The organism is Kitasatospora sp. NPDC056273 (assembly GCF_042268845.1).
Lineage (GTDB): Bacteria > Actinomycetota > Actinomycetes > Streptomycetales > Streptomycetaceae > Kitasatospora.
In genome coordinates, this window is sequence record NZ_JBHJSJ010000001.1 from 236,728 (window position 1) to 250,505 (window position 13,778).

General features: G+C 73.6%; 10 protein-coding genes. 5 read left to right on the forward strand and 5 right to left on the reverse strand.

Features of this window, described 5'->3' with window-relative positions; translation table 11 throughout:
- Positions 1–304 precede the first annotated feature (304 nt).
- Positions 305–1,384 carry an inosamine-phosphate amidinotransferase 1 gene (locus ACFCY1_RS01000; protein ID WP_375873053.1) on the forward strand — a complete coding sequence of 360 codons (1,080 nt, stop codon included), beginning with the start codon at positions 305–307 and terminating at the stop codon, positions 1,382–1,384.
- A gap of 11 nt (positions 1,385–1,395) precedes the next feature.
- Here ACFCY1_RS01000 and ACFCY1_RS01005 read toward each other — a convergent pair whose 3' ends face one another.
- Positions 1,396–2,262: an SAM-dependent methyltransferase gene (locus ACFCY1_RS01005; RefSeq protein WP_375873054.1), complete on the reverse strand. Its 867-nt coding sequence runs from the start codon at positions 2,260–2,262 to the stop codon at positions 1,396–1,398.
- Positions 2,263–2,437: 175 nt separating this feature from the next.
- Here ACFCY1_RS01005 and ACFCY1_RS01010 point away from each other — a divergent pair, with 175 nt between their 5' ends.
- Positions 2,438–3,280 (forward strand): PIG-L family deacetylase, encoded by an 843-nt coding sequence (locus ACFCY1_RS01010; protein ID WP_375873055.1) that lies wholly within the window; start codon positions 2,438–2,440, stop codon positions 3,278–3,280.
- Positions 3,281–3,373: 93 nt separating this feature from the next.
- Here the strand turns inward: ACFCY1_RS01010 and ACFCY1_RS01015 are convergent, their stop codons facing one another.
- The 4 genes from ACFCY1_RS01015 to ACFCY1_RS01030 all read right to left on the reverse strand — a co-directional run bounded on the left by ACFCY1_RS01015 (position 3,374) and on the right by ACFCY1_RS01030 (position 8,361).
- Positions 3,374–4,573, reverse strand: a complete 1,200-nt coding sequence (locus tag ACFCY1_RS01015; RefSeq protein WP_375873056.1) for an aminotransferase class V-fold PLP-dependent enzyme — start codon at positions 4,571–4,573, stop codon at positions 3,374–3,376.
- Between the two features lie 12 nt (positions 4,574–4,585).
- Positions 4,586–5,920, reverse strand: coding sequence for a pyridoxal-phosphate dependent enzyme (locus tag ACFCY1_RS01020; RefSeq protein ID WP_375873057.1), 1,335 nt, complete (start codon positions 5,918–5,920; stop codon positions 4,586–4,588).
- Complete coding sequence (locus ACFCY1_RS01025) at positions 5,917–7,428, reverse strand: Y4yA family PLP-dependent enzyme (protein ID WP_375873058.1); 1,512 nt, start codon at positions 7,426–7,428, stop codon at positions 5,917–5,919. Before ACFCY1_RS01025 ends, ACFCY1_RS01020 begins: the two co-directional genes overlap by 4 nt.
- Before the next feature lie 174 nt (positions 7,429–7,602).
- Entirely contained in the window at positions 7,603–8,361 is a 759-nt protein-coding gene (locus ACFCY1_RS01030) for a trans-aconitate 2-methyltransferase (RefSeq protein WP_049656014.1), read from the reverse strand.
- 282 nt (positions 8,362–8,643) lie between these two features.
- On the opposite strand from ACFCY1_RS01030, the gene ACFCY1_RS01035 reads away from it, so the two are divergent.
- Genes ACFCY1_RS01035 through ACFCY1_RS01045 form a run of 3 tightly spaced genes read left to right on the forward strand, consistent with a single transcriptional unit; the run spans position 8,644 to position 13,773 of the window.
- Positions 8,644–9,588, forward strand: a complete 945-nt coding sequence (locus tag ACFCY1_RS01035) for an ABC transporter ATP-binding protein (RefSeq protein ID WP_117485993.1) — start codon at positions 8,644–8,646, stop codon at positions 9,586–9,588.
- On the forward strand, positions 9,585–11,021 hold the full coding sequence (locus ACFCY1_RS01040) for an ABC transporter permease (protein WP_375873059.1): 1,437 nt from the start codon (positions 9,585–9,587) through the stop codon (positions 11,019–11,021). Before ACFCY1_RS01035 ends, ACFCY1_RS01040 begins: the two co-directional genes overlap by 4 nt.
- 4 nt (positions 11,022–11,025) lie before the next feature.
- Positions 11,026–13,773 (forward strand): alkaline phosphatase family protein, encoded by a 2,748-nt coding sequence (locus ACFCY1_RS01045; protein WP_375873060.1) that lies wholly within the window; start codon positions 11,026–11,028, stop codon positions 13,771–13,773.
- Positions 13,774–13,778: the final 5 nt, after the last annotated feature.

Consider the following 13,778-nt stretch of genomic DNA (forward strand, 5'->3'; position numbering starts at 1 on the left):
CGGTCCGGCGAGCGGGGCCTCCCACCGGTGTTGATCAGCGTCGGAGGGAGCGGGTCGAACAACGGGCGGCCGGTCGGCGGGGTGTTCCCGGTGCCGATCACGGTCCTTGCGTCGCCGTCGGTCGTCCGGGTAGCTTGACGATCGATCCCGGCCCTTCGTAGCGGCGAACTCGGTTGCCCCGCCGGTGATTTCCCGTACGTCGTGGCCGGCCGGAGCCGGTCCGGCGCATCCGTCCGCACGGTTCCAGGCCGTCGCCTCCGCCGTCGTCTCCGTGTTTCCCCCAAACCCGTGTCAAGGGAGAGTCATGTCCGATTCGGCCCGTCCGGTCCAGAGCTGGGACGAGTTCACCACACTGCGGGAGATCGTGGTCGGGACCGCCGTCGGCGCCCGGCTGCCCGAGCAGACCGAGCCGTCCTCCTGGCTGTCCTGCTTCCCGAAGACCAACGCCGCCGACCTCGCCTCGATCGAGGCCGGCCCCTACTCGCGGCAGGTCGTGGAGGAGACCGAGGAGGACCTGGACGACCTGGTGGCCACCCTGCGCGGCCTCGGCGTCACCGTCCACCGGCCCGATCCGGTCGACCACGCGGCCGAGTTCGCCTCCCCGCTCTGGAACGCCGACGGCGGCTTCCACTCCTACTGTCCGCGGGACCTGACCCTGGTCGTCGGCGAGACGCTGATCGAGGTGGCGAGCCCGATGCGGCAGCGCTACTTCGAGGCCTTCGGCCTGCGCGGACTCTTCCAGGACTACCTGCGCCGCGGCGCGCGCTGGCTGGCCGCCCCCCGGCCGCAACTGGCCGACGAACTCTTCGAGTTCGACGAGGCGGGCCTCCCGCTGCTGGGCGAGGCCGAGCCGGTCTTCGACGCCGCGAACGTGCTGCGGCTCGGCCGGGACGTGTTCTACCAGGTCTCCCGCAGCGGCAACGAACTCGGCCTGCGGTGGCTGGAGTCCACCCTCGGCCTGCTCGGCGACGGCGGCCTGCGGCTGCACCCGCTGCGCGACATCTACGGCTACACCCACATCGACAGCACCATCGCGCTGCTGCGCCCGGGCCTGGTGCTGCTCAACCCCGAGCGGATCAGCCCGGAGACCGTCCCGGAGCCGCTGAAGGGCTGGGACGTCCTGTGGTGCCCGCCGGCCGAGCCCACCGGCGACGCGCCCGAGCACGCGCTCAGCGAGAGCTGGATCAGCATGAACCTGCTGATGGTCTCCCCGGACACGGCGATCGTCGAGTCCGAGCAGGAGGGCCTGATCAAGCTGCTGGAGCACGCCGGGATCACCGTCCTGCCGCACCGGCTGCGGCACTCCCGGGTGCTCGGCGGCGGCTTCCACTGCGTCACCCTGGACACCCGGCGCGACGGCGGACTGGAGGACTACCTGTCCTGACCCGCCGCCGCTCAGGGCTTGCGGGCCAGCGCGCAGGAGATCAGCCGCTCCCACACCGACAGGTCGCCCTCGTCCGCCGGCACCCCGCCGGTGCCGGCGGGCTCCGGACGCCACAGCGGGCAGGGCACCAGCCCCGGTTCGAGCAGGTCGAGGCCGTCGAGCAGGCCGAGGATCTCCTCGTCGGTGCGCCAGCGGCCGCGACCGAAGCTCTCCCGCAGTTTCCGTTCGGCGCGCCGGCGCTCCTCGGTCCCGCCGGAGCTCCTGCCGGAGTCCCCGACGGATTCTCCGCCGGAGCTCCCGACGGAGCGGAAGTGGGAGACGTAGACCAGGCTGCCCGACGGGACCCGGTCCACCCACCAGCGCACCAGGTCGGCGGGCCGCTCGGCGTCGTCGAGGTGGTGCAGGACGGCGCTGAAGACGACCCCCACCGGCTCGTCGAAGTCGATCAGCCGCCGCACCTCGGGATGGCGGCGGATCTCCTCCGGCTCGCGCAGGTCCGCCCGGACCAGCGTGGTGCGGGGGTCGGCGGCCAGCAGGGCACGGCCGTGGGCGAGCACGGTCGGATCGTTGTCGACGTAGACGACGCGGGCGCCGGCGTCGTGCCGCCGGGCGGCCTGGTGCACGTTGTCGGCGGTGGGCAGGCCGCTGCCCAGGTCGACGAACTGGCGGACGCCGTCGCCGGCCATCGCGCCCACGGCGCGGATCAGCGCCTGCCGGTTGGCGAACGGCAAGGCCACCGAGCCGGGCAGCTCCCGGAGGAAGAAGTCGCCGACCTCGCGGTCGACGGCGAAGTTGTCCGTGCCGCCGAGCAGGTAGTCGTAGACCCGGGCGATGCTCGGCTTCGACCGGTCGATCCCGGCGGTGCTGTCGTCGGTCATGGGAACCTGCCCGTCCCTGGGGTCCGTTGTCGCCTCGATCGTAGGAGAACCGTCGCGCCCCGGCCCGTCACCCCGGCCGCCGGGCGGCCGCCGCCGCACCGGATATTGGCAGCGGTCACCCGTCCGTGTGACGCAGACTGGGGCGAGAACTGTTCGGATCTGAGGATGGATTTCCATGGCTGACCGGCCTTTGACGCTGATGGCAGTGCACGCCCACCCCGACGACGAGGCGAGCGGGACCGGGGGTGTGCTGGCCCGGTACGCGGCGGAGGGCATCCGTACGGTGCTCGTGACGTGTACGGACGGCAGGTGCGGCGACGGCCCGGGAGGGGTCAAGCCCGGCGAGGACGGGCACGACCCGGCGGCCGTCGCCGCGATGCGCAGGAAGGAACTGGAGGCCAGCTGCGAGGTGTTGGAGGTCGGGCACCTGGAGCTGCTGGAGTACGCCGACTCCGGGATGATGGGCTGGGAGAGCAACGACGCGCCCGGCTCGTTCTGGAGCACGCCGGTGGCGGACGGCGCCGCCCGGCTCGCCGAACTGATGCGGTACTACCAGCCCGACGTGGTCGTCACCTACGACGAGAACGGGTTCTACGGCCACCCCGACCACATCCAGGCCCACCGCATCACGGTGGCGGCGCTGGAACTGGTCGACCTGTCGCCGAAGGTCTACTGGACGACGGTGCCGCACTCGGCGGTGCGGCGGTTCGGGGAGGTCATGCGGGAGTCCGGCCCCGACGGGGAGCAGTCGGAGCCGGTGGAGCCGGTGGAGGCTGCCGAGCTGCCCGAGATCGGCCTGCCGGACGAGGAGATCAGCACCTGGGTGGACACCACCGCCTTCGGCGGCCGGAAGTTCGACGCCCTGGCCGCGCACGCCAGCCAGGGGGACAACATCTTCTTCCTGCGGATGGGCAAGGAGCGGTTCACCGAGCTGATGGGCGTGGAGACCTTCGTCCGGGTCAGGGACACCACCGGCGCGGCCCTCCCGGAGAACGACCTCTTCGCCGGCCTGCGCTGAGCCCGGGGCAGCGGTGTGCCGGCGGCGGGGCGGATCGGCCCCGCCGCCGGCACGGTACGGAGCCACCGAAGTCACTCGGGGGCACCGAGGCCGCTACAGCCCGCGCAGCACGGAGAGCAGCAGGTCGACCTCCTCCGGGGAGTTGTAGACGTGCAGGCTGACCCGCACCGAGCTCTCGCTCTCGCCGGCCCGCGCCTGGCAGTGGCCGTCGGCGCGCACCATCAGGCCGTGGCTGGCGAGGATGAAGCCCAGGTCGTTGGAGCCGATGCCGCGGTGCCGGAAGGTGACGATGCCCTCGCGCCGCTGGACCTCGGAGTCGGCGGCCAGGCTCCGCTGGCAGCCGAGGACCTCGTACGGGGCCAGGGTCCGCAGCCCGTCGGTGAGCCGGGCGGCCAGCGCGCTGTTCCACCGTCGGATGCGGTCCGGCCCGGCGGCGTCGAGCCAGTCCAGGGCGGCTTCCAGGCTGGCGATCCCGGCGGTGTTGGGCGTGCCGGCCCAGCCGCCGGGGGTGAAGGCCGGGCCGCGGGTGTTGCGGGCCCACACCGCGCCGGTGCCGGGCAGGGCCAGCGCCTTGTGCCCGGAGAAGACCACGAAGTCGACGTCCAGGGTGCCGACGTCCACCGGCAGGTGGCCGACGCTCTGCGCGGCGTCCAGGCAGATCGGCACCTCGGGCCCGACCGCGGCCCGGATGCGGTGGACGTTCATGTCGGCGCCGTACACGTGGTGCACGTGGGTGGCGGCGACGAACGCCGTGCGTTCGGTGACGAGCCGGGCCAGCGCCCGGTGGTCGTAGTCCTGCGAGGCGGGGTCGTACGGCAGTTCGCGCACGGTGACGCGCACGCCCCGGTCGGCCAGCAGCTGCCGGGCCTCCAGCCAGGGCAGCGCGTTGGCCTCGTGGTCGGCGAAGGGCACGATGATCTCGTCGCCGTCCCGCAGGTGGTGGGGGAGCCAGTCCCGGGCCACCGCGCGCAGCCCTTCGGTCGCGCCGCTGACGAAGTGGACGCCGGAGCGCTGCTGGGGGGCCGGGTCGCCGAGGAAGCGGGCGACCCGGGTGCGGGTGCGGTCGACCAGTGCGGTGGTGGCGTTGGCCCAGGTGTAGGTGCCGCGGCCGGCGTTGGCGTTGGCGGTGGTCAGGTAGCGCTGGACGGTGTCGAGCACCGCCCGGGGCTTCTGCGAGGTGGCCGCGCTGTCCAGGTACGCCTGGTCGGGGTGGCCGGTGACGATGGGGAACTGGTCCCGCAACGCGCGGTGCCAGTCGTGGAGTTCGCCGAGGGTTTCGTCGGGGGTGGTCATGGCCGGCCCCGCTCAGTCCCGGACCAGCGGCGCGCCCGCGTCGCGCCAGGCGATGACGCCGCCGGCCAGGCTGCGCGCGTCCCGGTGTCCCATCCGGGTGAGCAGCGCCGCGTAGACCGCCGACTTCTCGCCGACCGGGCAGGCCAGCAGCACCGGCTGCCGGGTGCCGAACGGCAGCCCGCCGTGCAGGAGTTCGTCGAACAGCTCGTCGACGATGTTGACCGAGCCCTCGATGTGCAGCGCCGCGTACGCGGCCGGACCGCGCAGGTCGACCACCAGCGGCCGCTCCTCGGCGATCCACTTCCGGGCGGCGTCGACCTCGACGACCCGGGCGGCGGCCAGTTCGGCCGGCGTCACGGTGGCCACCGTGTTCGGCCGGGCGGGCTGGTTGAACAGCTCCGGCCGCCGTTTGCGGATGTAGCTCAGGTAGCTCTCCACCCGGTCGCAGACGATGAACACGGCGGTGCGCCGCTCGCCCGAGCCCCGCTGTGTCAACTCCTCGTCCACGGCGCGGAGGTGGCGCAGCGCGCCGAAGAAGGCGCCGCCGCCGGTCGGGCCGGCCGGCAGGCCGCAGCGGCGCACCAGGGTGAGCATGCCGTCGATGGCCTGGTCGGCGGTCACCGTCGCGATGGTGTCGTAGGTGGCGGGGTCGAACAGCCCGACCTCGTGCACCTCGTCGATGGTGCGGATGCCCGGGATGAAGTCGGACTTGTGGGCGACCAGTCCGAGCACGTCGACGGCCGGGTCGTGGGCGCGCAGCACGGCCGCCACGCCGGTGGAGGAGCCGGCGGTGCCGACGCAGGCGATGAAGTGGTCCGGGGCGCGGCCGTCGAGGTCCCGGACGATCTCGGGGCCGGTGCCGGTGAGGTGGGCGTCGAGGTTGAGCCGGCTGTAGTACTGGTCGGTGTGCAGGTAGCCGGACTCCGCCTCGGAGAGCATCCGGTGGATGCGGGTGAGCGGGTCGTCGGTGTCGGTCGGGTCGAGGCACTCGGTGCGGCCGGGCAGCTCCTCGATCTCCGCGCCGAGCAGCAGGAGCAGGTCCTTGATCTCGGGGACCCGCATCCGGTTGGTGACGCTCTTGAACGGCAGTCCGTGCAGGCCGGCGATGAGCGCGAGCGCCTTGGCGGTGTTGCCGCTCGACAGTTCCACGACGGTGTCGCCGCGCTCGACGGCGCCGGGGATCGCCTCGCGGGTCATGTTCCAGGCGGCGCGGTCCTTGACCGAGCCGAAGGGGTTGAGCAGTTCCAGCTTGGCGTACAGGTCGATGTGCCGCAGGCCGGTGACCGCCGGGTCGATCCGGACCAGCGGGGTGTTGCCTATGGCGTCGGTGATGCTGTCGTACCTCATGCGTGTCCGTCCCCCCGGTGTTCCGCGCCCGCCGTCACGTCGACGGGCCAGTACTGCTCGTCCAGGCGCCACCGCCAGGCGCCGTCCTGCCGGTACGCGGCGACCTTGCGCGCGACGGGCTGGCGCAGCGCCGAGCCGGCGCTGAAGTCCATCAGGTAGCCCGCGGTGTTGGCGAAGGCGAGCAGGTCGCCGGGGGCGGGGAGGCGGGGCAGGAAGACCGTCCGGCGGGTGATCAGGTCGGTCTCCAGGCAGAGGTTGCCGATCAGGTACACCCCGACCGGTCCGGCCGGCGAGTCCGGGCCCTCCGAGCCGTCCGCCGCGGCCGGGGCGCCGGGGCGGGGGACCAGCAGCGGGTCCATCAGCACCCCGTGCTCCTCCAGGCCCACGTCCCGCGCGTTCATCTCCAGCCGGACCAGGCGCTCGCCGGCCGGCGTGTGCCGGACCTCCAGGACGCGGGCGAGTGTCGCCCCGCACTGGTCGGCCAGCGCCCGGCCGGGCTCCACCGCCAGGTCGTAGAGGTTCTCCAGCAGCAGCGTGCCGAGCGGCCGGCCGAGCGTGGGCGCCGGGGTCGAGAGCAGCTCGTCCAGGTAGGCCTCGGCGGCCACCGGGCGGTGCGCCGGGTAGAGGCCGAGGGCGCCGCGCAGCCGGCCGGACTCGGCGCGCAGCCCGTAGCCGTGGCCCTGCCAGGTGAGGGCGGGGCGCCGGCCGAGGACGGCGTCGGTCAGCTCGCTGGTGTACCGCTCCCACTGGGCGGCGTCCGCCAGGTAGCTGACGCCGAACCCGCCGCCGATGTCGATGGTGCGGGGGTTCAGGCCCCGGCGCCGGCACTCGTTCAGCACCGTGACGCAGGTCTCCAGGGCGACGGCCTTCTCCGGCACGCCGGTGGTGTCCAGGTGGTAGGCGACCCCGGTCGTCTCGACGGCGTCCCGGTGGCGCTCCAGCGCGTCGAGCAGGCCGTCGAGTTCGGCGACGTCGGTGCCGAACCGGCTCGGCCGGGTGAGCACCGTGGTGCCCGGCGCCCGGAAGCCCGACAGCCGCGGCATGACGGGCACCGGGGGCAGGGCGTGCGCGCGTACGAGGCCGGCCAGGGCGTCGAGTTCGGCGCGGGAGTCCAGGTGGACGGTGGCGCCGGTGCGGGCCGCCAGCCAGAGGTACTCGCGGTTCTTCGGGCCGGTCGCCATGATCCGCTCGGGCGGGCAGCCGGCCCCGAGCACGTGCTGGAGCTCGGCGAGCGAGGCGACGTCCAGTCCGGCGTCGGTGGCGGCGAGCCGGCGGACCAGGGCGCTGGAGCGGTTCGCCTTGTGGGCGAAGTGGATCCGGCCGGTGAGGCGGTGCTTGCGGTAGACGGCCCGGAAGCGTGCCAGGTTGTCCGCGATCTGCTCGGGCAGGAGCAGGTTGAGGGGGGAGCCCAGCGCGTCGGTCAGGGTGTGCAGGAGGTCGCGTTCCGCCAGGAGGGACCGGAGCGGGGGCTCCAACCGTGGTTCGAGATACAGCGGTGAGGACCGCATGCGAAACCAGCTCTCCGTGAGAAGTCGGCGTGAGGCGTGCGCGGCAGGGACGTCGGCGACCGAGGGAAACGGTAACTGTTTCCCTGGGTGATCAACAGGGCGCTTTCTGTCACGCCCTCGCAAAGACTGTGCCCATGCGGAACCCGGCTTCCCGCATGGGCACTTGGGGCGGGGTCAGCGCAGGGCCACCAGGACGGAGCTGGTGCCGTACTGCCACACCGGTCCGGCCTGGCGGAAGCCGGCCTCCCGCAGCAGCTCGCCGTGCCGGGCGGCCGACAGGCCGTTGCCGGGGCCGTCGGTCGGGGGCAGCTGCCGCTCTCGGGCCGTCAGCAGGTCGGCGAACTCGGGGACCCGCCCGGCCGCGGCCCACCACTGGGACCAGTCCTCGGCGGCGCCGGTGCCCTTGCGCTGGGCGCGGCGGCGGCCGATCGCGAGGGCGAGTTCGGCGAGCGGCGGCTCCTCGGGGATGAGGTGGTCGCCGTTGACCAGGACGCCGCCGGGCCGCAGCGCGCCGGCGAGGTCGCGGTAGATTCCGAGCAGGGCGTCCGGCGGCGGGTAGTGCAGCGCGGTGGTGGACACCACGGCGTCCAGCGGGCGGTCGAGGGCGAGGTCCCCGATCCAGCCGGGGCGGCCGATCAGGGTCTCGACCCAGCGCGCGACGCGGGGGTGCCGGGCGCGGCCGAGGGCGAGCAGCAGCGGGTCGATGTCGACCGCGATGATCTCGGCGTGCGGCAGGCGGGCCGCGACCCGTGCCGACAGCGAGCCGGGGCCGCTGCCGAGGTCCGCGACGAGCGGCCGCGCGCGGTGGCCGACGGTCTGTTCCAGTACGTCGGCGATGACGGTGAACCGCTCCTCGCGTTCCACCGCGTACCGCTCCTGCTGGCGCTCCCAGCGGTCCACCCAGGTCCCGGCCAGAGCGGCGTCCACTCGCATCCCGACTCCCGCCGTGTCCGTGCGCATTCGAGGCTTCGCCTTCCGCCCATGTTTGTCATGTTCACCAGGCTCCGCAACCGGTCCGGCGCGGGCCCGGCGAATCGTGCCCGGCCAGCGAAACGATATCCGTTTTCATGTGAAGGTTTCCACCCGGTGCGCCCGCAGGATGCTCGCAGGACCGCCACGGCGCGGGCCGCTGCTGTTCCGCCGGAGTTCAACCGGGCGCACCTGACGGCGCCCGGTCAACCCCCTAGGTTCCCTGGGGAACCGCGAGAAGGAGCCATGACGGAAAACCAACCTGCCGTACGCGCACGGGCACTGACGAAGTGTTTCGGCGACGTCGTCGCGCTCGACGCCGTCGGACTGGAGCTCGCGCCCGGGCGGATCCACGGACTGGCCGGGCCCAACGGCGCCGGGAAGACCACGCTGCTCGGGCTGCTGCTCGGACTGGCCGCCGCCGACGAGGGCGACCTGGAGGTGCTGGGCAGACCGGTCGGCCGGGCCCGGCCCGCGCCGCCCGGGGTGGCCGGCTTCGTGGACGGGCCCGGGCTCTACCCGTCGCTGACCGCACGGCGGAACCTGGCCGCGCTGGCGACGCTGCGCGGGCAGGACGGCCGGGCCGGGCGGATCGACGAGGTGCTGGCCGAGGTCGGGCTGAGCGACGTCGCCGACGACCGGGTGCGGGGCTTCTCGCTCGGCATGCGGCAGCGCCTCGGACTGGCCGCGGCGCTGCTCACCGAACCCCGGCTGCTGGTGCTCGACGAGCCGTCCAACGGCCTGGACCCGGCGGGCAAGCAGCACGTGCACGGGGCGCTGCGCCGGCTCGCCGCCGACGGCGTGACCGTGGTGCTCTCCAGCCACCGGATGGACGACCTGGAGGCGCTCTGCGACGAGGTCACCATCCTGGCGACCGGACGGGTCCGCTTCTCCGGCCCGCTCGGCGAGCTGGCCGCGGACGACCGCGCGCTCGACCACCGGCTGCTCACCTCCGATCCGGCCGCCGCCCGGCGGGTGGCCGCCCGGGTCGCCGGGGTGCGGGTCGCGGCGGAGGCCGGGACGGGACGCGCGGCCGGGGCGCTGATGGTGCGCGCGCCGGGCCCGGCCGTCGAGGAGCTGGTGGCGGCGCTGGTGCGGGCGGAGGTCCGGGTGCGCGAGGTCGCCCCGGTGGTGCCGCCCCTGGAGGCGGCGTTCCTCGCCCTGACCGAGCAACAGGAGGACGGACGATGAGCGAGCGCGGCGAGGGAGTCATCGAGCGGGGCGGGCGGACGAGCACGGTCACGGCCGGACGCGCGGCGGCCGCCGCCGGGGTCGCCCCCGGGGCGCGCCCGGTGCCGGTGGGCCGGGTGTACCGCTTCGAGCTGGTCAAGCTGCTCTCGCAGTGGCGGATCAGGCTGCTGGTGCTGGCCTGCTGGAGCGCGCCGGGCCTGTTCACGGCCGCCGTCGCCCAGCAGGGGACGCTGCCCTCCGACACCCTGTTCGGCCGCTGGATGCACGCCACGGGCTGGGCCGGGCCGCTGGTGGTCCTCGGCTTCGCGGGTTCGTGGGCGCTGCCCCTGCTGACCTCGGTGGTCGCGGGCGACGTGTTCGCCGCCGAGGACCGGCTCGGGACCTGGCGGCACCTGCTGGTGACGGTCCGCTCGCCGCGGCGGATCTTCGCGGCGAAGGCGCTGGCCGGCGCCACCGTGATCGTGCTGCTGACGGCCGGCCTGGCGGCGTCGAGCACCGTCGGCGGGCTGGCGGCGGTCGGCGACGAGCCGCTGGTCGGCGTGGACGGACACCTGCTGGCGCCGTCGGACGCGGCCGTGAGCGTCCTGCTGGCCTGGGCGTGCGCGCTGGCGCCGACCCTGGCCCTGGCGGCGCTCGGACTGCTCGGCTCCGTCCTGCTGGGCCGCTCGCCGATGGGGCTGCTGGTCCCCGCGCTGGCGGCGGTCGCGATGCAGCTCGCCCAGCTGCTGCCGCTGCCGGTGGCGCTGCGCCTCGCCCTGCCCGGGTACGCCTTCGTCGCCTGGAACGGGCTGTTCGCCGACCCGGGCCGGCTCGACGAGCCGCTGATCGCCGTCGCGGTCGCCCTGCTCTGGGCGGCGGCCGCCACCGCGGCGGCCTACCTGCTCTTCGTCCGGCGGGACTTCACCACCGGCAGCGAGGACGGGGTGGGGCGCCGCACGCTCCTCGCCGGGGTGCTGCCGCTGGCCGGGCTGCTCGCGCTGACCACCGGCGCGCTCGCGGTGGCCACCCCCTCCAGCGGCTCGGGGATCACGCAGACGAAGGTTCAGCAGGAGGTCGCCACCGTGTTCGCGCACCTGTACCGGCTGCAGACCGAGCAGCTGCACCGCCCCGCCGTGACCGAGGCCGACCTGCGGGCCACCGCGGACTGCCGGCGGGGCGACGGCCAGGTCGAGCCGCAGGGCCCGGGCAACGACTGGCGCTGCGTGGTCACCTGGCACCTGCCCGGCACGGACGCGCCCGGGACGGCGGTCTACCAGCTCGACGTGGCCTCGGACGGACGGCTGACGGCCGACGGCGACGGCCCGAAGGAAGTGAACGGCTACTTCCTGGTGCGCACCCCGACCGGGGACGTGCCGAACCCGCTCTGGCAGTTCGACGGCCAGGTCGCACTGCTCGCTTCCCCCACCAGCACGACGAACTCAACGAAGGGCTGACGCCATGCAGGTAACGCGTCGTCGACGCAGCCGGAACGCCCACGTGGTCCTCCTCGGCCGCCGGGTGGGCCGCAAGGCCGCACTCGCCACCGCCTGTGTCACGGCGGTGGCCGTGGCCACCGGCACGGCCTTCGCGAGCACCCACCAGTTCGACGAGGACCAGGTCGGCCAGACCACCGAGAACGGGCTGGTGATCTCCAGCGACCAGTACCTCGCCCCGTACGGCAGCCGTCAGGTCCTGGACAACGGCAAGATCATGGGCTCCACGGTCAGCCCGGACGGCGCCCACCTGGCCGCCGCCGTCACCGACGGCGACGCGGCGCTGGTCGTGGTGGACCTGAAGACCGGCAAGGTGAAGCAGCGCGTCGGCACCAACAAGGCGGACGAACTGCGCATCCCCAACGGCTCGGTCGGCCAGGAGTCCCCGGTCTACTCGCCGGACGGCAAGCAGCTGTGGCTGGGCCAGCTGGACGGCTACACCCGGTTCACCGTGCAGCCCGACGGCACCCTCGCCGCCCCGGTGGCGGTGAAGATCCCGGCGGACGGGGAGAAGCACGCGCTGGCCTCCGGGGCGGTGTTCTCCGCCGATGGCTCGACGGTGTACGCCGCCGTCAACGGGCAGAACCGGGTGGTCGCGATCGACGCGGCGACCGGCGCGGTCCAGCGGAGCTGGACGGTCGGCAACGCACCGCGCGGCGTCGTCCGGGTCGGCGGGAAGCTGTACGTCTCGAACGAGGGCGGGCGCGCGGCCACCGCCGGGGACACCACGATCAACTCCTACGGCACCCAGGTCCCGGCCGACCCGGCGACCGCCGCCACCACCACCGGCACGGTCAGCGTGATCGACCTCGCCGACCCGGCCGCCGCCGTCGGCACCATCGCCGTCGGCCTGCACCCGACCGCGCTGTACGCGAAGAACGGGGTGCTGTTCGTCGCCGACACCGCGAGCGACGAGGTGTCGGTGATCGACACCGCGCACGACAAGGTCGTCCAGACCGTCTCCACCAAGCCGTGGCCGGAGGCCTCCGTCGGCTACGAGCCCACCGCGGTGACGCTCACCGAGGACGGCCGGCTGCTGGTCACCCTCGGCCGGGCCAACGCGGTGGCCGTCTACCGCTTCGCCGGCGCGCAGGAGCCGGTCAGCTACGTCGGCCTGCTGCCCACGGACTACTTCCCGGCGGAGGTCGCCACCGTCGGCTCGGAGGTGATCGTCTCCAACACCCGTGGCATCGACGCCCGGCGGCCCAACAGCACCGGCGCCCACAAGACCCACGACACCACCTCCAGCCTCACCCGGTTCACGCTGCCGAGCGACAAGGTGATCCGCGCGCAGACCGCCAAGGTGTTCCAGCAGAACGGCTGGACGAACAACGCGGTCAAGCTCGCGAACGGCCACAAGGCGAAGGAGGAGGTGGTGCCGAAGCGGATCGGCGACCCGTCGCCGATCAAGCACGTCTTCCTGATCGTCAAGGAGAACCGGACCTACGACCAGGTCTTCGGCGACGTCGCCGAGGGCGACGGCGACCCGAAGCTGGCCCAGTTCGGCGCCGCCGTGACGCCCAACCAGCACGCCCTGGCCGAGCAGTTCGGGCTCTACGACAACACCTACGACATCGGCACCAACTCCGCCGAGGGCCACAACTGGCTGATGCAGGCGGACAACCCGGAGTACACCGAGTCCTCGGCCGGCGAGTACGAGCGCAGCTACGACACCGAGGACGACGCCCTGGGCCACCAGCGCTCCGGCTTCCTGTGGACGGGCGCGCAGGCGGCGGGGAAGACCGTGCGCGACTTCGGCGAGTTCCACCAGTTCCTGGACAAGCCCGCCGACGCCACCTGGCAGAACCTGTACTGCGACGCCAGGACCATGGACGCGACCGGGCAGGGCAGCGCCTACGCCCTCAAGTCCTCCTCGCCGATCCCCTCGCTCAACAGCGTCTCGGTGCCCGGCTTCCCGAGGTTCGACACCGACGTGCCGGACCTGTACCGCTACCAGGTCTGGAAGCAGGACTTCGAGCGGAACGGCCCGGCGAACCTCAACATGCTCTGGCTGTCCAGCGACCACACCGGCGGCCCGGCCAGCCCGGCCGCGCAGGTCGCCGACAACGACCTGGCGACCGGGCGGATCGTCGACGAGATCACCCACAGCCCGTACTGGAAGGACTCGGCGATCTTCGTCGTCGAGGACGACTCCCAGGCGGGCCTCGACCACGTGGACGGCCACCGCGCCCCGATCCAGATCATCAGCCCCTGGGCGCAGCACGGGGCCGTGGACAGCCGCTACTACTCGCAGATCACGATGGTCCGCACCATCGAGCAGATCCTCGGCATCCACCCGATGAACCAGAAGGACAGCGCCGCCAGCCCGATGACCGGGGCCTTCACCGACCGGCCGGACTACACGCCGTTCACCGCGGTGCCCAACCGCACCTCGCTGACCGACGGCCTCAAGACGCCGCCCTCCTGCGGCCTCGACGTCCCCGGGGAGCAGGACCTCCGGGCGGCGGCGCCGGTCACGACCGCGCCGCCGGCCGCGCAGCAGCCGGTCGTGGACCGGTGGGAGGCCTGGAAGTCGCACCAGCGGCTGACCGGCCCGAACGCCGTGGCGGACCACGCCAACCCGGCGCAGATGGAGCACCTGGTCTGGTACCAGACGCACAACTGGACCGCGCCGTACCCGGGGGAGAGCACGATCCTCGCGCCGGACGACGTGCCCGGCGCCTACCTGCCCTCGCCGGAGAGCGACGGCTGATCCCG

Bases quoted from the DNA above. Each gene is read 5' to 3' on its own strand.
- ACFCY1_RS01030 (WP_049656014.1), bottom strand. From the start codon at position 8,361: ATGCGAGTGGACGCCGCTCTGGCCGGGACCTGGGTGGACCGCTGGGAG.
- ACFCY1_RS01025 (WP_375873058.1), bottom strand. From the start codon at position 7,428: ATGCGGTCCTCACCGCTGTATCTCGAACCACGGTTGGAGCCCCCGCTC.
- ACFCY1_RS01015 (WP_375873056.1), bottom strand. From the start codon at position 4,573: ATGACCACCCCCGACGAAACCCTCGGCGAACTCCACGACTGGCACCGC.
- ACFCY1_RS01045 (WP_375873060.1), top strand. From the start codon at position 11,026: ATGCAGGTAACGCGTCGTCGACGCAGCCGGAACGCCCACGTGGTCCTC.
- ACFCY1_RS01010 (WP_375873055.1), top strand. From the start codon at position 2,438: ATGGCTGACCGGCCTTTGACGCTGATGGCAGTGCACGCCCACCCCGAC.
- ACFCY1_RS01005 (WP_375873054.1), bottom strand. From the start codon at position 2,262: ATGACCGACGACAGCACCGCCGGGATCGACCGGTCGAAGCCGAGCATC.
- ACFCY1_RS01035 (WP_117485993.1), top strand. From the start codon at position 8,644: ATGACGGAAAACCAACCTGCCGTACGCGCACGGGCACTGACGAAGTGT.
- ACFCY1_RS01020 (WP_375873057.1), bottom strand. From the start codon at position 5,920: ATGAGGTACGACAGCATCACCGACGCCATAGGCAACACCCCGCTGGTC.
- ACFCY1_RS01040 (WP_375873059.1), top strand. From the start codon at position 9,585: ATGAGCGAGCGCGGCGAGGGAGTCATCGAGCGGGGCGGGCGGACGAGC.
- ACFCY1_RS01000 (WP_375873053.1), top strand. From the start codon at position 305: ATGTCCGATTCGGCCCGTCCGGTCCAGAGCTGGGACGAGTTCACCACA.